At 64.6% G+C, this 16661-nt stretch carries 16 protein-coding genes, 1 tRNA gene and 1 pseudogene; 7 read left to right on the top strand and 11 right to left on the bottom strand.

Annotation, left to right across the window (positions count from 1 at the left end; all coding sequences use genetic code 11):
* Positions 1 to 130: 130 nt before the first annotated feature.
* A complete protein-coding gene (locus tag K5607_RS07490) occupies positions 131 to 1174 on the top strand; it encodes a PIG-L deacetylase family protein (RefSeq protein ID WP_221048684.1) in 1044 nt (347 codons plus the stop codon).
* Positions 1175 to 1212: 38 nt separating this feature from the next.
* Here K5607_RS07490 and K5607_RS07485 read toward each other — a convergent pair whose 3' ends face one another.
* The 7 genes from K5607_RS07485 to K5607_RS07455 form a co-directional block, all read right to left on the bottom strand.
* A complete protein-coding gene (locus K5607_RS07485; protein ID WP_221048683.1) occupies positions 1213 to 1563 on the bottom strand; it encodes a hypothetical protein in 351 nt (116 codons plus the stop codon).
* The gene (locus tag K5607_RS07480) at positions 1560 to 2009 is read right to left on the bottom strand and encodes a hypothetical protein (RefSeq protein ID WP_221048682.1); all 450 of its coding nucleotides are present in this window, start codon (positions 2007 to 2009) and stop codon (positions 1560 to 1562) included. Before K5607_RS07480 ends, K5607_RS07485 begins: the two co-directional genes overlap by 4 nt.
* A gap of 46 nt (positions 2010 to 2055) precedes the next feature.
* Positions 2056 to 3033 (bottom strand): UDP-glucose 4-epimerase GalE, encoded by a 978-nt coding sequence (gene galE, locus K5607_RS07475; protein ID WP_054774825.1) that lies wholly within the window; start codon positions 3031 to 3033, stop codon positions 2056 to 2058.
* 26 nt (positions 3034 to 3059) lie between these two features.
* Positions 3060 to 4298: a molybdopterin molybdotransferase MoeA gene (moeA, locus tag K5607_RS07470; RefSeq protein WP_221048681.1), complete on the bottom strand. Its 1239-nt coding sequence runs from the start codon at positions 4296 to 4298 to the stop codon at positions 3060 to 3062.
* The gene (mobB, locus tag K5607_RS07465; protein ID WP_054774647.1) at positions 4295 to 4816 is read right to left on the bottom strand and encodes a molybdopterin-guanine dinucleotide biosynthesis protein B; all 522 of its coding nucleotides are present in this window, start codon (positions 4814 to 4816) and stop codon (positions 4295 to 4297) included. Before mobB ends, moeA begins: the two co-directional genes overlap by 4 nt.
* Positions 4817 to 4862: 46 nt before the next feature.
* On the bottom strand, positions 4863 to 5873 hold the full coding sequence (locus K5607_RS07460; protein WP_221048680.1) for an NAD-dependent epimerase: 1011 nt from the start codon (positions 5871 to 5873) through the stop codon (positions 4863 to 4865).
* A 90-nt stretch (positions 5874 to 5963) separates the two neighbouring features.
* The gene (locus tag K5607_RS07455) at positions 5964 to 7166 is read right to left on the bottom strand and encodes an aminotransferase class I/II-fold pyridoxal phosphate-dependent enzyme (protein ID WP_246598981.1); all 1203 of its coding nucleotides are present in this window, start codon (positions 7164 to 7166) and stop codon (positions 5964 to 5966) included.
* A gap of 121 nt (positions 7167 to 7287) precedes the next feature.
* Between K5607_RS07455 and dksA the strand changes: the two genes are divergently transcribed.
* Together dksA and gluQRS are read left to right on the top strand one after the other, a co-directional pair.
* Positions 7288 to 7728: an RNA polymerase-binding protein DksA gene (dksA, locus tag K5607_RS07450; protein ID WP_054774507.1), complete on the top strand. Its 441-nt coding sequence runs from the start codon at positions 7288 to 7290 to the stop codon at positions 7726 to 7728.
* Between the two features lie 24 nt (positions 7729 to 7752).
* Positions 7753 to 8634: pseudogene (gene gluQRS, locus K5607_RS07445) on the top strand (tRNA glutamyl-Q(34) synthetase GluQRS); the annotation flags it as partial.
* Positions 8635 to 8658: 24 nt separating this feature from the next.
* Here the strand turns inward: gluQRS and serS are convergent.
* From serS to K5607_RS07425, 4 genes are all read right to left on the bottom strand, one after another.
* Positions 8659 to 9933, bottom strand: coding sequence for a serine--tRNA ligase (gene serS / locus K5607_RS07440; RefSeq protein WP_221048679.1), 1275 nt, complete (start codon positions 9931 to 9933; stop codon positions 8659 to 8661).
* A 106-nt stretch (positions 9934 to 10039) separates the two neighbouring features.
* Positions 10040 to 10720, bottom strand: coding sequence for a fluoride efflux transporter CrcB (gene crcB, locus K5607_RS07435; RefSeq protein WP_221048678.1), 681 nt, complete (start codon positions 10718 to 10720; stop codon positions 10040 to 10042).
* Between the two features lie 5 nt (positions 10721 to 10725).
* The gene (gene mtnA, locus K5607_RS07430) at positions 10726 to 11772 is read right to left on the bottom strand and encodes an S-methyl-5-thioribose-1-phosphate isomerase (protein ID WP_221048677.1); all 1047 of its coding nucleotides are present in this window, start codon (positions 11770 to 11772) and stop codon (positions 10726 to 10728) included.
* Between the two features lie 67 nt (positions 11773 to 11839).
* Positions 11840 to 12487, bottom strand: coding sequence for a response regulator transcription factor (locus K5607_RS07425; protein WP_054773398.1), 648 nt, complete (start codon positions 12485 to 12487; stop codon positions 11840 to 11842).
* A gap of 100 nt (positions 12488 to 12587) precedes the next feature.
* Here K5607_RS07425 and rep point away from each other — a divergent pair, with 100 nt between their 5' ends.
* The 4 genes from rep to K5607_RS07405 all read left to right on the top strand — a co-directional run bounded on the left by rep (position 12588) and on the right by K5607_RS07405 (position 16532).
* Positions 12588 to 14588 (top strand): DNA helicase Rep, encoded by a 2001-nt coding sequence (gene rep / locus K5607_RS07420; protein ID WP_221048676.1) that lies wholly within the window; start codon positions 12588 to 12590, stop codon positions 14586 to 14588.
* Positions 14589 to 14613: 25 nt separating this feature from the next.
* Positions 14614 to 14690 (top strand) — tRNA-Arg (locus tag K5607_RS07415).
* A gap of 277 nt (positions 14691 to 14967) precedes the next feature.
* Positions 14968 to 15183, top strand: a complete 216-nt coding sequence (locus K5607_RS07410; RefSeq protein ID WP_054773399.1) for a hypothetical protein — start codon at positions 14968 to 14970, stop codon at positions 15181 to 15183.
* Positions 15184 to 15326: 143 nt separating this feature from the next.
* Positions 15327 to 16532, top strand: a complete 1206-nt coding sequence (locus K5607_RS07405) for an ATP-binding protein (RefSeq protein ID WP_221048675.1) — start codon at positions 15327 to 15329, stop codon at positions 16530 to 16532.
* The last annotated feature ends 129 nt before the right edge of the window (positions 16533 to 16661 follow it).

Genomic DNA, 16661 nt, shown 5'->3' with positions numbered 1-16661 from the left:
CATGATACCGGCAAACGTCGGGCGCCGTGGTTTTGGACCGCCGTTTCGCCCGGTCCATCAGCATTTCGTAACGCAGCCAAGGCCGCTTTCTGGCATGATTTCACATCAAGCTCCCCCTGAGTTATCGCCGATGCTACAACGCTCCGCTTGGCTGCTGTCCATACTCTTCGCGTGGTCCGCTTGCGCCCTGGCGGAACCGCTTGCGCCGCTGTCCATCGGCTCGGCGGAACGGCTGCTGGTCTTCGCGCCCCATCCCGACGACGAAGTGCTCGGCGCCGGCGGCATCGCGCAACGCGTCCTGGCGCAAGGCGGCAGCGTGCGCATCGTCATCGCCACCGCCGGCGACGGCTTTGTGGAAGCCGTCCAGCGTGAAGCCCGCTACGCCCGCCCCAGCGTCCACGACTACCTGCGCTACGGCGCCACGCGCCTCACCGAAGCCCGCCACGCCGTGCGCATGCTGGGCAACGGCCGCGTGCAGCTGGACTTACTGGGGTTTCCCGACGGCGGCCTGCAGCCCCTGCTGCACGCCCATTGGCAGCGGGAACGACCCGAGCGATCCAACACCACGGGCGTTTCGGCCGTGCCCTACGGGGAAGCGGAATTCCCCAACCGAGGCTACAACGGCGCCGAACTGGCTGCCGAACTGGCGCACGAGCTCAGGCAAATCCGGCCGACGCTGGTGGCCCTGCCGGACCCTTTGGACAGCCATCCCGACCATTCCGCCCTCGGCCTGTTCGCCCTGATGGCGCTGCGCGACTGGCTGCATGAGCGGGGCCATGGCGAGGAAACCCCAAACGCGCCGCGCTGGCCGCGTTTGTTGACCTACCTGGTCCACTGGCCCGGCAATTGGCCGACGGGCGCCAACGCCGCCAAACCCCTGGACCTGCGCGCAACGCCATTGCCGCTGCCCGCAGACTGGCCCAGGCGCAACCGCCAACACCCCTGCCTGAGCCTGCAACCGCGCGAAGTGGAAATCAAACAGGCGGCGTTGGGGCAATACCAAACCCAGCAACGCGCCATGGGGCCGTTTCTCGCTGCGTTCGTGCGCTCCACGGAGTGCGTGAGCGTGCTGACGGAGCGGGATGTCGAATTCATCTGGGAAGGCTTGCCGCGGCGACGCGCGGTTTTGTCCCAATACGTCGGCAACGCCGCCGACGCATCGGCGCCGCATTAACCGACGGCCTGGGTGGGGGGCGCCGGCGCCGCGCCGGATCAACGCCGCAGCAAATCGTCCAACTTGCGTATGGTGTCGCGTATTTTGCGGCGGGAAACCTCGCTGACGCCGCCTTTGGCATCGGCGCCGGCCGTGCTCGGGACTTCCTTGGCGGGCTGGGTATCGGCCGGCGGAGATGCCGGCGCGGCGGCCGGCGTCTCGGCGGCAACGGCGGACTCGGCCGCCGGCTGAGGTGCCGCCGCTTCCGGCGCCGGCGGCTGGGATTTGTCCTGCGCCGGCGTCGCCGCCGGCTGGGCCTGCGCCTCCGCGGCGGAATCGGCATGCGCCGCGCCGCCCAGCGCCAGCAACAGCGCCCCCATGGCGGCCGTCATCCGCTTTGTCTCGCTCATCGCACCGCCCCCGTCCGCGCCGGCTCGTTCTGTTTGAGGCTGATGGTGATGCGCGGATATTCGCCCAGCCGGTACATGATGACCGGTTCGCCGGCCTGATTGAGTTCTTGCATCAGGTAATCCCGATCCGCACTGCTGCTGACCAGCGTCACCGGCACGTCGTACTTCAAGGCCAACTCGCCGGCCTTGCGCAGCAGCGTCGACAACTCCCCGTCCTTGTTTCTCAAGGCGTCGGAAGGCACGTCGAAATCCAGCACCGTCGCCGGCTGCGCGGCGCCGGCCGCGGGCGTCTTCGCTTGCGTGCCGCTGGATTCCGCCGTGCCGGCGGCCTTGTTGACCATGGCGCGTCCTACGGCGCTGATGACCATATCGGCGGCGGGCACGGCCGCCGCCATGCAACCGGCCAAAGCCAGGCAGGCCAGGCTGAGGAATAAGATTCTGATCATTGTGCAACCATGCCGTGATAAATACAGATAATGCCGCGATGGCCCACTAGCCGCGCTTTTCCCAAGCCAACTGGGTGCGCACGATAAAGTCCAGGTCGTTGTAACGCGGCGTCCAGTCTAGCAGGCCGCGAATGCGGTCGGCCACGGCCACCACTTCCGCTGGATCGCCGGGACGGCGCGGGCATTCCTCCACCGCCAAGGGCAGGCCTGCGGCCCGTTCCATGGCGTCCACCACCTGCCGCACGCTGTAGCCGCTGCCGTAGCCGACGTTGAGCACGGTGGAATCGCCGCCCCGGCGCAAATAGGCCAAGGCCTTGATGTGAGCGTCGGCCAGATCGGACACGTGCACGTAATCGCGGATGCCGGTGCCGTCGGCGGTGGGATAGTCCGTGCCGAAGATGCGCAGCTTGTCGCGCTTGCCGGCGGCCACTTCCGCCGCCACCTTGATGAGCACCGTGGCGTTGGGGGTGTTGTTGCCCAAGCGCCCCTCGGGATCGCAACCGGCCACGTTGAAGTAACGCAGGGCGACGTAACCCAGGCCGTAGGCGGCGGCGCAGTCGCGCAGCATCCACTCGGCGATGAGCTTGGACGTGCCGTAGGGATTGATGGGGCGGGTGGGGCTGTCCTCGGCGGCGCGGCCGTCGTCGCGCGTGCCGTACACGGACGCCGACGAGGAAAAGATAAAGTGCGGCACGCCGGCGTCCACGCAGCATTGCAGCAGGTTGCGGGTTTTGCAGGTGTTGTTGCCGTAGTATTTGAGGGGATCGGCCACCGATTCGGCGACGATGGTGCGGTCGGCGAAATGCAGCACGGCCCCCACCCGGTGACGGACTATCAGTTCGCCGACGAGGCGGCTGTCGCCCACGTCCCCTTCGACGAACTCGCCGTACAACACGGCGTCGCGCCGGCCAGTGGACAAATCGTCCAGCACCACCACGTTTTCGCCCGCCTCGCCCAGCAGCTTGACCACGTGGCTGCCGATATAGCCGGCGCCGCCGGTTACCAGGATCGCGTTATCCGTCATGCTCTTCGTCTATGTTCCTAAAATCTCTACCACGCCAAAGGTTCCACTTCCACCAGATCGCCTGCGGCCACGCCGGCGCATTCGGCCGGCAGCACGATGAGGCAATCGGCCCGGCTCATGCCGGTCAGCATGTGCGAGCCTTGGGCCGCCAAGCCGCTGACCCACCACTGGCCGTCCTGATCGCGCTCCAGCTCTCCCCGCTGGAACTCCAGCCGGCCGGCGGATTTTTTCATCGCCTGGCGGCTGCGCGCGCCGAAACGCAGGGGGGGCTTGGGCTCGGCACCTGCCAACCGGGCCAGCGCCGGCCTCACCACTTGGCGAAACCCCACCATCACCGCCACCGGGTTGCCCGGCAGGCCGAAAAACCAAGCGGCGCCGATGCGGCCGAAAGCGATGGGCTTGCCCGGCTTGACCGCCATTTTCCACAAGCGGATCCGCCCCACCTCCGCCAACGCGCCGGTGACGAAATCCGCCTCGCCGACGGAAACGCCGCCGGAGCTGATCACTAAGTCCGCTTGGGCGGACGCCTGCAGCAGCAAGGCTTTCAACGCGGCTGGATCGTCCGCCGCCACGCCCAAATCGATCGCCTCGGCCCCGGCCTCGCGCAACAGGCCGTCCAAGGCGTAGCGATTGCTGTCGTATATCTGTCCCGGCGCCAAGGGGTCGCCGACGCCGCGCAACTCGTCGCCGGTGGAGAAAAACGCCACGCGCGGCCTGGCCCGCACCGCCGCTTCACGCCGCCCCAGGGAGGCCAGCAAGGCGATATCGGCCGGTCCCAGGCGCTTGCCGGCCGCCAGAGCGATGTCGCCGGCGCGCAGCTCTTCGCCCGCCCGGCGCACGTTCTTGCCGGCTTTCAGCGGCCCTTGCAGGAAAACGCCGCCCTCCTCGGCGGTCACGTCCTCCTGCATCACCACCGTGTCGGCGCCTTCGGGCAACGCGGCGCCGGTGAAAATGCGCACGCACTGGCCCGCCGCCACCGCGCCTTGAAACGGCCGGCCCGCCCAACTGACGCCGACCAAGGCCAGACGGCTCCGGCCCTCGGCCGTATCGGCGGCCCGCAGGGCATAGCCGTCCATGGCGGAATTGGCGAAAGGCGGCAAATCCAGCGGGGACGGCACGTCCTCGGCCAGCACCCGCCCCAAAGCGGCTTTCAGCGGCAGGTTTTCCCGGCGCGGCAACGGATCGATGTCCGCCAATATCCGCCCCAGGGCCTCTTGCAGGGACAACAGCCCGGTTTCCGCCGTCACGCAGGCGTCTAGGCTCATAACGCGCAGAATCTCGTCAAAATAAAGTCGGCGATGGCTTCCGGCCGGTTGAGGTCCAACAGCGGCACCGTCGGCGCCGCCGGCAAAGGGCCGTCGCTGGCCACCGCCACCACCGTGTCGTCGCCGGGATAGAGCGGCGGCCTGCCCAGCGCCGGGCGGCACAACTCGATTTTGGGAAAACGCTCGTGCTTAAAGCCTTCCACCAGGATCAAATCCACCGCATCCTGATCGAAATAGGCCAGCTCCTCGTCCAAAACCGGATCCCTGGGCGTCGGCCTCTCGGTAATCATCGCCCGGCGCAGCGCCGAACACAGCATCACCGGACTGGCTCCGGCATGGCGCAGCTCATAGCTGTCCTTGCCGGGATGGTCGATGTCGGCGGTGTGATGGCTGTGCTTGATCAAGCCCACCCGCAAGCCCCTGGCCTTCAGCAACGGAATCAGCTTGCGCAGCAAGGTGGTTTTGCCGGTGCCGCTATGGGCGGCGAAACCGACGATGGGTACTCGGGCGTTCCTCAACGCGCCCTCCGAGCGAGAACGCGGCTGCGCCTGCCCCGCGGATTTCTCATTTGTAGCCGTAGTAATCCTTGAACCAGGCGACGAAATTGGCGACGCCGGTCTCGATGCGGGTTTGCGGCTGGTAGCCCGTATCGCGCATCAGATCGTCCACGTCGGCATAAGTGGCGGGCACGTCGCCCTGCTGCATGGGCAGGAAATTCTTCTGGGCTTTCTTGCCCAGGCAGTCTTCCAGCACTTCGATAAAGTGCATCAGCTCCACGGGCTGATGGCAACCGATGTTGTAAATCCGATAAGGCGCGCGGCTGGTGCCTGGGTCGGGGTGCGCGCCGTCCCAATCGGGGTTGCCGACCGCCACGCGATCCAACACGCGCACGATGCCTTCGACGATGTCGTCCACATAAGTGAAGTCGCGCTGGTGATTGCCGTAGTTGAACACGTCGATGGGACGGTCTTCCAGAATGGCGCGGGCGAACTGGAACGGGCTCATGTCCGGCCGCCCCCAGGGTCCGTAAACGGTGAAGAAGCGCAGGCCGGTGGTGGGCAGGCCGTACAGATGGCTATAAGTATGGGCCATCAGCTCGTTGGCTTTCTTGCTGGCGGCGTACAGGCTCAAGGGATGGTCCACGTTGTGGTGCACCGAGAACGGCATGGTGGTGTTGGCCCCGTACACCGAACTGCTGGAGGCGTAGACCAAATGCTCCACCCCGTTGTAGCGGCAGGCCTCCAGAATGTTGCAGAAGCCGACGATGTTGGAATCCATGTAGGCGTGGGGATTCTTCAGGGAATAGCGCACGCCGGCCTGGGCCGCCAGATTCACCACCCGCTCCGGCTTGTGCTGTTCGAACAAGCGGTTCAGCTCGTCCCGCTGCTCCAGCCCCATGCGCGCCTCGGTGAAAGCCGGATTGGCCTTGAGCGGCGCCAAACGGGCTTCCTTCAAGCTCACTTCGTAGTAGTCGTTGACGTTGTCCAGGCCGATAACCTGATCGCCCCGCGCCAGCAAGCGGTGGGACAGGGCGGAACCGATAAAGCCGGCGCTGCCGGTGACTAGGACTCGCATGCAGAGGACTCCGTGAAAGGCTGGGGCCGGCCGAACGGCGCGGCAAATGCGGCCATTTTACACCAAATGGCGACTCGCCCCGAGGACGCCTTAAAAACCCGGCGCGGCGGAGTCCCGGGATACGCCGGCCAGATAGCGCTCCATGCGTTTTACGCCTTCCTCCAAGCGCTCGAGCGATGTCGTATAGGCGAAACGCACATGGCGAGACGCGGCCGTCTCGCCGAAATCCCGCCCCGGCGTAATCGCCACGCCGGCCTGCTCCAACAGGTCGCGGGCGAAGGCGTCGCTGTCCTGGGTGAAACGGCTGCAATCGGCGTAAACGTAAAACGCCCCTTCGGGCGGCGCCGACAGGCCGAACCCCAGGCGAGCCAGCGCTTGCTGCAGATAATCCCGCCGCCGCTGGAACTCCAAACGCCGCTGCTCCAGCTCCGCTCGGGCCTGCGGATCGGCGAGCGCCGCCACGGCCGCATACTGGGAATGGGTGGGCGCGGAAATGAACAAATTCTGCGCCAGCCGCTCCACCGTTTCCACGTGGCTGTCGGGCGCCACCAGCCAACCCAGCCGCCAACCGGTCATGCAGAAATACTTGGAGAAGCTGTTGATGACAAAAGCTTGGCTGCCGAACTGCAAGGCGGTGGGACAACGCGGGCCGTATTCCAGGCCGTGGTAAATCTCGTCCGACACCAGGAAGCCGCCCTGCCCGGCCACGCCTTCGCACAACTCGCCCAGGGTCGGCTCGTCCAACACGACGCCGGTGGGATTGGCCGGCGACGCGACGATGGCGCCGGCCGTGCGGCCGCTCCAGGCAGCCCGCAGCTGCGGCCAGCCGAGGCGGTGGCCGTCCGACGCCCGCGTGGCGACCGACACGGGCTCGGCGCCGAACAACCGCACGAAGTTGCGATAGCAGGGATAACCGGGATCGGCCAACAGCACTTCGTCGCCGGCGTTGAGGCTGGCCGCCAGCGCCAGCAGCAAAGCGCCGGAAGCCCCCGGCGCGATGAAGATCCGCCGCTCCGGCAGGTCTACGCCGTAATGCTCGCCGTAATAACGCGCCAAGGCGCTGCGCAGCTCGGGCAAGCCGGCCGCCGCCGTATACTTGACCTGCCCGGCCCGCATGGCGCGGACGCCGGCCTCCACCACCGCCTCCGGCGCGGAGAAATCCGGCTCGCCGATTTCCATATGAACGATGTCGCGGCCCTGGTTTTCCAGCGCCTTGGCGCGGGCCAGCAATTCCATGACATAAAAGGGCGTGATGAGGGAAGCGTTGTCGGCCGGCTGCATGGGGAATGGCAAGGGACTTGCGTACGAAAATCGAAGAATAGCGGGCTATTCTTCGCTATTCGGCATTGATGTTGCAATTTTTTTCCTTTGTGTTGAAATGTGCCGCTTCCAAAATCCGGGTCAGGAGTGAAGGATGACCAACAGCCAAGCAAGCCAGACCGTCGCAACGCCGTTCAGCTACCAGCCGTATGTCGAAAAGGCCGGCGAAGAGTACATGAACGACGCGCATCTGGAGCATTTCAGAAAGATACTCAACAACTGGAAAGCCGAGTTGATGCAGGAGGTCGACCGCACCGTGCACCATATGCAGGACGAAGCGGCCAACTTCCCGGACCCCAACGACCGCGCCACCCAGGAGTCGGAGTTCAGCCTGGAATTGCGTACCCGCGACCGGGAACGCAAGCTGATCAAGAAAATCGAAGAAGCCTTGGAACACATCGAGTCGGGGGACTACGGCTACTGCGAAACCTGCGGCATCGAAATCGGCATCCGCCGCCTGGAAGCTCGTCCCACGGCGACCCAGTGCATCGACTGCAAAACGCTGGACGAGATCCGCGAACGGCAGATGGGCTAAGCCTTCGCCACGGCAACCGTCTACCGGGGCCGGTTCGCCCCCTCGCCTACCGGCCCGCTGCACCTGGGTTCGCTGCTGAGCGCCCTGGCCAGCTACTTGGACGCCAAAGCCCATCGGGGCGTTTGGCTGCTCCGCATCGAAGACATCGATCCCTACCGTTCAGATCCCCAGGCCGCCGACGCCATTCCGCGCACGCTGGAGCGCTTCGGCTTGCAGTGGGACGAAGCCGTCATCCGCCAAAGCGCGCGGCTGGAACGCTACCGCGAAGTGCTGGAACAATTGGACCGGCAAGGTTGGGTTTACGCCTGCACCTGTTCCCGCAAGCAACTGGCCGAACTGGGCTACGGCGGCGAGCGCTACCCCAACCTCTGCCGGCACCTCGAACGTCCCCGCAGCCAACCCCACAGCCTGCGCCTGATCACAGAAGACCGTCCCATCGCCTTCCGCGACCGCCTGCAAGGCGAGTACAGCCTGAACCTGCAACGGGAAGGCGGCGACTTCATCCTCTACCGCCGCGACCAAGCCTACGCCTATCACTTGGCGGTGGTGGTCGACGACCACGACCAACAAATCAACCACATCGTCCGCGGCGTCGATCTGCTGGACTCCACCCCGCGCCACATCCACCTGCAACGGCTGCTGGGCTACACCACGCCGCAATACCTGCATCTGCCCGTCATCCTTGCCGCCGACGGCCAAAAGCTCAGCAAACAAACCGGGGCCGAGCCGGTGGATCGCCTCGACCCTTCCGCAACGCTGTTCAGCTTGCTGGGCATGCTGGGACACGCGCCTCCGGCGGAATTGCGCAAGGCCGAGCCGGCCGTATTGCTGGCCTGGGCCGTGGACGCTTGGGATGCCGGCCGCCTGCCGGCGACCCAGGGAATTCCCGGCACGCCGCCCCGATAACCGGGACGACGCACCGGCGCGCGATCAACCGATAAAGTCGATGCCGCCCATATAGGGCTGCAAGGCGTCTGGCACGCGAATACGGCCTTCGGCGTCCTGGTAGTTTTCCATAACCGCCACCAGGGTGCGACCCACCGCCAGGCCGGAGCCGTTCAAGGTGTGCACCAGCTCGGGCTTGCCCGTCTCCGGGTTGCGCCAACGGGCCATCAGGCGACGGGCTTGGAAATCGCGGAAATTGCTGCACGACGAAATTTCCCGATACTTGCCCTGCCCCGGCAGCCACACTTCCAAGTCGTAAGTTTTGCTGGAGGAAAAACCGGTGTCGCCGGCGCACAGCAGCATGCGCCGGTAAGGCAAGCCCAGCAGTTCCAGCACGGTTTCGGCGTGGCGGGTCAGCGTCTCGTGGGCCTCGATGGATTCGTCCGGACGGGACACCCACACGATCTCCACTTTCTCGAATTGGTGCTGGCGGATCATGCCGCGCGTGTCCTTGCCGTAAGCGCCCGCTTCGGCGCGGAAGCAAGGCGTGTGGCAGGCGAATTTGAGCGGCAAACGGGCCGGGTCGACGATGTCGTCGCGCACGAGGTTGGTCACCGGCACTTCCGCCGTGGGAATCAAATAGAAATCCGGATCGTGGGCGACCTTGAACAGGTCCTCCTCGAACTTGGGCAACTGGCCGGTGCCGCGCAGGCTGTCGGCGTTGACCATGAACGGCACGTACATTTCGCTGTAGCCGTGCTCGCCCGTGTGCAAATCCAACATGAACTGGGTCAACGCCCGCTGCAGGCGCGCCAGCGGGCCTTGCAGGGTGACGAAACGCGAGCCGGTGAGCTTGGCCGCCGCCTCGAAATCCATCAAGCCCAAGCCCTCGCCCAGCGCCACGTGGTCCTTGGGCTCGAAATCGAATGACGTCGGTTCGCCCCAACGCTTGATCTCCACGTTGTCGTCTTCGCTGCGGCCGTCCGGCACGGACTCGTCGAGGATGTTGGGAATGCCCAGCAGCCAATCTTCCAGGGTTTGCTGCAGCACGTTCAGCTCCGCCTCCGCCGCGGCCAGATCGTCCCCCAGATGGGCCACTTCGGCCAGCAAGGGCGCGATGTCTTCGCCTTTGGCCTTGGCTTGGCCGATGGCCTTGGAGCGGGTGTTGCGTTCGTTCTGCAACGTCTGCGTGCGGGTCTGCACCTCCTTGCGCCGGCTTTCCAATTGCTGGAAAGCGTCTTTATCCAGTTGCAAGCCGCGCCGCGCCAGTTGAGCGGCCACATTGTCCAAGTCGGTACGGAAAAGACGGGGGTCTAGCATGAATGGAGTCGTCCTGAATGTGCGCGAAAGGCGTTAATTCTACAAAAAAACCGGCCCTCGGGCCGGTTTAAAGCGGAAGCGCGGACGCCGCCGGCCCCGAATCCGCTCACAGCCGCTGGCCGGACACCAAGCCGAACCACAAGCCGCCGCTCGCCAGCGCCGCACTGTATAGGAAGGTCAACAACAAAGCGCTCGCCTCGGCGGCGCCGGCGGCGCTCGCCAGATACCAAGCGCCTCCCGGCGCCAGCAAGGCAAGCCCCCCCAACACCAGCCAGGCCTGCTTATCGCCGCCCCATCCCATGTGCGTCGCCACGCCGGCCGTCGCCAGCCCCAGCCCATAAGCCAAGCCGGCCAGCACCACCAGCCGCGCGCCGTAAGACTCCATGGTCGCCCAGCGGCGCCATTCCTCCTCAAAGCCCCACCGCGCCAAATGCAGGCCTATCCAAACGGCCACCAGACACAGCAACACGCTGGCCAGGGCGTTGAGACCGGCCTTGGCGAACTCGCCCTCCTGCAGCAAAATCCAGGTATCCATGGAAAAGGTGGAGAACGTGGTGAAGCCGCCCAGGAAGCCCACCAACACCAGCAAGCGCCATTCCACCGCGACGGCATAGCGGGCCACCAGCAGCTCGGTCAAAAACCCCATGAGCAGGCCGCCGGCCACGTTCACCGCCAGGGTGCCGTAGGGAAAATCGCGGCCCAGCCATTGGTAGACGGCGAGCGAAGTCCAGTAGCGGGCCACCGAGCCCACCGCACCGCCCACGGCCACCGCCAAAGCCGGATGCATGGTCGCTAGCCCCTGATCGCCCGCATGGCGTCCACGGACGGATTCAGCACCACGCCCCGCTCGGTGACGATGGCGTCGATCAGGTGGGCCGGCGTCACGTCGAACACCGGGTTCCACCCCTTGATGACGCTGTCCTGCGCCAAATAACATTCCGGCAGCAGTTCGCGCGGATCGCGCTGTTCGATTTCGATGGCTTCCCCGTTGGCCGTGTTCCAGTCCACCGTGGACGTGGGCGCCACCACCATGAAGCGCACGCCGTGCTGGCGGGCCAAGACGGCCAAAGAGTAGGTGCCGATTTTATTGGCGGCGTCGCCGTTAGCGGCGATGCGGTCGGCGCCGACGATGACCCATTGCACGGCGCCGCTCTTCATCAGCCAGGCGGCGGCGGAATCGGCGATGAGGGTGGCGGGAATGCGGTCCTGGTTCAGCTCCCACACCGTCAGCCGCGCCCCTTGCAACCAGGGACGCGTTTCGCCGGCGTAGATGTTCTTGACGCCGCGCCGGTATGCGCTGCGCACCACACCCAGCGCCGTGCCGTAACCGCCGGTGGCGAGGGAGCCGGTGTTGCAATGGGTCAACAAGCCGCTGGAGCCTTGCACCAAGTCCGCGCCCAACTCCCCCATGCGGTGGTTGGCGGCCAAATCATCGTCGTGAATTTGCTGCGCCAGGGCCAGCAGCGGCGGATACGGGTCGCCTTGGATATCGTCCAGCGCCGCGCCCATGCGCTCCAACGCCCAGAACAGATTGACGGCGGTGGGACGGGAGGCGGCCAGGATTTTCATGTCCTGCTCCAGGGCCGCGCGCCAATCGGCGGGATTCTCCCGATAACGCACCCTCGCCCCCAACACGACGCCGAAAGCGGCGGCGATGCCGATGGCCGGCGCGCCGCGCACGCGCATGGTGGCGATGGCTTCCGCCACGCCGGCGGCGCTATCGAAAACCTCGTAGGCGACTTGGCCCGGCAACAAGCGCTGATCCAAAACCCGCAGGCCTTGCTCCGTCCAAAAAAACGGGGCCGCCGCGCTATTTACATCGTTAGGATTGGTAGACATAGGAAACACGATACTCGATTTGAAAATGATAGCCAAAACACCGCGCGCCCCTTGACTGGATCGGGCATCAACTTTTCAGCAAGCCGTTCTGGTAGGCCAGCCGAGCCATTTCCGCGGTGGTGCTGACGCCCAGCTTGCCGCGTATCGCCGTGGCGTAATTCGCGGCGGTTTTGTAGCCCATGCACAATTCGTCGGCGACCTGGCGCGTGGTGTGCCCTTGAGCCAACAAGCAAAACACATCGAATTCCCGCGCCGACAGATTGCCGAAACTCTCCGCCTGGGGCTCGCCGGGAGCGGATTGCCCTTCCAACCGGCGCGCCAGCTCGGGCTCCACGTAGATGCCGCCCTCGGCGATTTTCAGCACCGCCTCCAACAAGATGTCCGGCGCGCTCGCCTTGCTGATATAGCCCTTGGCGCCCGCCTCCAAGGCGCGGCTGACGTAAGCCAATTCGTCGTGGATGCTGAAAACCAGAATACGCGCGCCCTCGTCCCTGGCGCGGATACGGCGGATGGCGGCCAAGCCGCCGATGCCGGGCAAGGACAAATCCATCACCACCACGTCCGGTTGGTGCTCGACGTAGAACTGGCACGCCTGCTCGCCGCTTTCCGCCTCCACCGCCACCTCCAGGTGATCGGCCTGGGACAGCAGCACGCGATAGCCGGCGCGCACCACGGCGTGGTCGTCCACCAACATGACTCGAATGGGATGTTGCATCGCTCAAGAAGACGAAAGAAAAACGAAGGGACGCGACGATTGGTCGCGGAATTATACGGACAGGAAGCATAAAATAGGCGGCAGATTCCTACATTACAGCATGACTCCCTCCCTCAACCCCCAGCAATTAGCCGCCGTCCGCGCCATCGACCGTCCGTTGCTGGTGATCGCCGGCGCCGGCAGCGGCAAGACCCGCGTCATCACCGAGAAAATCGCCTACCTGATCCGCCAGGGCCTGCCGGCGCGCAATATCGCCGCCGTCACCTTTACCAACAAAGCGGCGCGGGAAATGAAGGCCCGCGTGAGCAAGCTCGCCTCCGGCAACGAGGCGAAGGGCCTGCGCGTATCCACTTTCCATGCCCTGGGCCTGGACATCCTGCGCCGCGAACACAAAGCGCTGGGCTTCAAGGCGGCCATTTCCATCTTCGACGAACACGACCGCCTCACCTTGCTGAAAGAGCTGCTCAAGCACAACAACGGCGACCCGGACATGGCCGACAGCTTTTCCCGCCAGATCAGCACCTGGAAAAACCTGTTCGTCACGCCGGAAAAGGCCATGGACACGGCCACGCCGGAAACCCTGCCGGCGGCCCAACTCTACGGCGACTTCATGCGCCAGATCAAAGCCTACAACGCGGTGGATTTCGACGACCTGATCCTGCTGCCGGTGCTGTTGTTCCAAAGCCAGCCGGAGGTGCTGGAGCAGTGGCGCAACCGCATCCGCTACCTGCTGGTGGACGAATACCAGGACACCAACGAAACCCAGTACCAGCTGGTGAAGCTGATCACCGGCAACCTGGGCAAATTCACCGTGGTGGGCGACGACGACCAGTCCATCTACGCCTGGCGCGGCGCCCAGCCGCAGAACCTGGTGCAGTTGCAAAAAGATTTCCCGCGCCTGCAGGTGGTGAAGCTGGAGCAGAACTACCGCTCCACCGGCCGCATCCTCAAAGCCGCCAACCGCCTCATCGCCAACAACCCCCACGTGTTCGACAAAAAGCTGTGGAGCCAACTCGGCCCGGGGGACGCGTTGCGGGTGCTCAAGCAAAAAGACGAACTGGCCGAGGCGCAGCAAGTGGCCGCCGACTTGGTGCACCACAAATTCCGCCACGGCGGCGAATTCCGCGACTACGCCATCCTTTACCGCGGCAACCACCAGTCGCGATTGTTCGAGCGCGCCCTGCGCGAACAGGGCATCCCCTACTTCATCAGCGGCGGCCCGTCGTTTTTCGGCTACGCGGAAGTAAAGGACATCATGGGCTATTTGCGCCTGTTGGTGAACCCGGACGACGACGCCGCCTTCCTGCGCGTCATCAACGTGCCGCGCCGGGAAATCGGCCCCGCCACCCTGGAAAAGCTGGGCGCCTACGCCAACCGCCGCCACATCAGCCTGTTCGCCGCCTGCTTCGAACTGGGCCTGGAACAGGAGCTGCAAGCCCAGGCCGTGCAGCGCATCCGCCGCTTCTGCGAATGGATCGTCGACGTGGCCGACCGCGCCCAACGCGGCGACACTTTCGCCGTCATCCGCAACTTCGTCGAGCAGCTGCGCTACGACGCCTGGCTGGAGGAAGTCAGCACCAGCCAGTCCAGCGCCGAACGGCGCCAGCGCAACGTGGTCGAACTGTTGGACTGGCTGGAGAAGCTGGCCCAGGAGGACGACGGCAAGACCCTGGCCGAAGTCATCGCCAAGCTCATGCTGCTGGACATCCTGGAACGCAACGAGGAAGAAAAAACCGGCGACCGCGTCAGCCTCATGACCCTGCACGCCGCCAAGGGCCTGGAGTTCCCTTACGTGTACCTGGTGGGCATGGAGGAAAACATCCTGCCCCACGAAACCAGCATCGAACAGGACATGCTGGAGGAAGAACGCCGCCTGGCCTACGTCGGCATCACCCGCGCGCAGAAAGCCATCACTTTCAGCTATTGCAGCCAGCGCAAACGCTACGGCGAAATGCTGGAATGCCTGCCCAGCCGCTTCCTGGACGAGCTGCCGGAGGAAGACTTGGAATGGGCCGACCGCAAGGAACTGCCGCCGGAAGAAAAGCTGGAACGGGGCAAGGCCGCCTTCAGCCACATGCGTAATTTGTTAAACACGCCGTAAAAAGCTACAATTACAGCTCAAATACGCGCCCGTAGCTCAGCTGGATAGAGTGTTGCCCTCCGAAGGCAAAGGTCGGACGTTCGAATCGTCTCGGGCGCGCCAGCATATCTCGTCGAACCCCCTGATCGAATCAGGGGGTTTTTCGTTTCCGGACGTCTAATTTCCTCGTGGCCGTCCCTTACCCAGGTTCCGGCGCGCCCGGATTGCTCCGCAACGCCTCGCGCGTTTCAGCCCCCTCGCCGGCGCGACAGCCTGCAAGAAACGAAGACTTTCTTTTCGGAAAACAATCCTGGTCGGTAAGTGGCACAAGCCTCACAATCGCAACCAACAACGCCGCCTACGCTTGATTTGACGCCACCACAAATCGAGGGTAACGGGCATGACGATAAATTATCCGGACTCCCAACACGAACTCAATCTTGAGGATATTCCCACGTTATTGTCGGTAATCAGCCAGCGGCTGGGCATGATCTTCGGCTCCATCGACCCACCCGACTTTTTCGTGCGCAAATACGGCGCCATCGGGCGCGCAGCGCCGTACGAACGGTATGCCCCTCGGGGATTCGGCAATAACGCGGACATGGACGAAACGTAAGGCCTCCTTGGACCGCCACGGCGTTAGCCGTTAGCGCACGCCGTGGCGGCGGAAGGCGCATCGCGGGCAACCGCTGGAAAAACCGACGCGGACGCTTAGTCCGCCCCGACCGTAGAAAAATACGTCACGCAGGTTTAAACAACATGTCCAATACCTCAGCCGACCCAGCCCTGCCCCCGGCGGCGACCCTGTTGATCGTCGACGACGAACCGGAAAACCTGGAAATCATCGCCGATATTCTTCAGCCGCTCTATCGAGTGCGGGTCGCCGCATCGGGACGGCGCGCCCTGGAGATCGCGGCGGCCGACCCCAAGCCCGACCTGATTTTGCTCGACGTGTTAATGCCGGACCTGAATGGCTACGCCGTGATGAAGCAATTGCGAAAGGACCCCGCAACCCGAGACACGCCGGTAATTTTCGTCACGGCCCTCGAGGACGGAAAAAACGAAGAACTCGGGCTGAACTTGGGAGCAGTGGATTACATTTCCAAACCGATCAACCCGGCGATTCTTTTGGCCCGCGTTCGGACCCAAATCGCATTGAGACGCTCCCACCAGGCCTTGCAGCAAAACAACCGCGAGCTGGAGCTGCGCGTGGCGGAGCGCACCCAGGCGCTCGAATCGGCTAAGTTGCTGGCCGAAAAGGCCAGCACCGCCAAAAGCGAGTTCCTCACCAACATGAGTCACGAACTGCATACGCCGATGAACGGCATCATCGGCCTGGCGGAGCTTCTGCTGGACACCGAGCTGGACCAGGAGCAGCGGCATTTGGTCGGCGTCCTGCAAAGCAGCGCCCGAGCCTTGGACGCGGTCCTAAACGATATGCTGGACTTCGCCGCAGCCGACACGGGCACGTTGCGCGTCTCGCAGGTGACGTTCCCTCTCGCCCCTCTATTGAGCGAACTGAAAGATTTGTTCGCGCCCCAGGTCGCGGAAAAACGTTTAGCTTTCCGCTGGGAAGTCGAACCGCAAGTCCCGACGACGTTGCAAGGCGATGCGGCCCGGCTACGGCAAATTTTGATCAAGCTGATCGACAACGCCATCAAATTCACCCCCGAGGGCGAAGTCGCGGTGCGCGTGTCCCTGGCGGAAAGCGGGGACAACGCGGTCCGGCTGCGATTCGCCATCGCGGACACCGGCATCGGCGTGACGCCGGAGCAAGCGGCGCGGCTGTTCCTGCCGTTCACCCAGGCGGACAGCTCCTTAACCCGTCGCCATGGCGGAACCGGCTTGGGTTTAGCCATTGCCCACCGGCTCGCCTCCCTGCTCCACGGCGATCTCGGCTACCAAGCACGGGCCGACGGCGGCTCGCTGTTCTGGCTGGAACTCCCTTTCGGCTTGCCCGTTTAACGCGACGCCGACCGACGTCCCCCGGGAAAAGATCGGAAAGCATCGGTCACCGGCCTTCCCGCATTAATGCGTGCCGGCACGGGAACAACCGAGGCGGATCGCAAGGCGAAGCCCAGCGCCGCCGCGGCC

This window comes from Methylogaea oryzae (assembly GCF_019669985.1).
GTDB lineage: Bacteria > Pseudomonadota > Gammaproteobacteria > Methylococcales > Methylococcaceae > Methylogaea > Methylogaea oryzae.
Note: the sequence above shows the minus strand (reverse complement) of the source record. Positions and strands in the feature narration are given on the sequence as shown.

Excerpts from the sequence above, each read along its gene's own strand:
- K5607_RS07490 (WP_221048684.1), top strand. The coding sequence starts at position 131 with ATGCTACAACGCTCCGCTTGGCTGCTGTCCATACTCTTCGCGTGGTCC.
- K5607_RS07485 (WP_221048683.1), bottom strand. The coding sequence starts at position 1,563 with ATGAGCGAGACAAAGCGGATGACGGCCGCCATGGGGGCGCTGTTGCTG.
- K5607_RS07480 (WP_221048682.1), bottom strand. The coding sequence starts at position 2,009 with ATGATCAGAATCTTATTCCTCAGCCTGGCCTGCCTGGCTTTGGCCGGT.
- galE (WP_054774825.1), bottom strand. The coding sequence starts at position 3,033 with ATGACGGATAACGCGATCCTGGTAACCGGCGGCGCCGGCTATATCGGC.
- moeA (WP_221048681.1), bottom strand. The coding sequence starts at position 4,298 with ATGAGCCTAGACGCCTGCGTGACGGCGGAAACCGGGCTGTTGTCCCTG.
- K5607_RS07460 (WP_221048680.1), bottom strand. The coding sequence starts at position 5,873 with ATGCGAGTCCTAGTCACCGGCAGCGCCGGCTTTATCGGTTCCGCCCTG.
- dksA (WP_054774507.1), top strand. The coding sequence starts at position 7,288 with ATGACCAACAGCCAAGCAAGCCAGACCGTCGCAACGCCGTTCAGCTAC.
- serS (WP_221048679.1), bottom strand. The coding sequence starts at position 9,933 with ATGCTAGACCCCCGTCTTTTCCGTACCGACTTGGACAATGTGGCCGCT.
- crcB (WP_221048678.1), bottom strand. The coding sequence starts at position 10,720 with ATGCATCCGGCTTTGGCGGTGGCCGTGGGCGGTGCGGTGGGCTCGGTG.
- mtnA (WP_221048677.1), bottom strand. The coding sequence starts at position 11,772 with ATGTCTACCAATCCTAACGATGTAAATAGCGCGGCGGCCCCGTTTTTT.
- K5607_RS07425 (WP_054773398.1), bottom strand. The coding sequence starts at position 12,487 with ATGCAACATCCCATTCGAGTCATGTTGGTGGACGACCACGCCGTGGTG.
- rep (WP_221048676.1), top strand. The coding sequence starts at position 12,588 with ATGACTCCCTCCCTCAACCCCCAGCAATTAGCCGCCGTCCGCGCCATC.
- K5607_RS07410 (WP_054773399.1), top strand. The coding sequence starts at position 14,968 with ATGACGATAAATTATCCGGACTCCCAACACGAACTCAATCTTGAGGAT.
- K5607_RS07405 (WP_221048675.1), top strand. The coding sequence starts at position 15,327 with ATGTCCAATACCTCAGCCGACCCAGCCCTGCCCCCGGCGGCGACCCTG.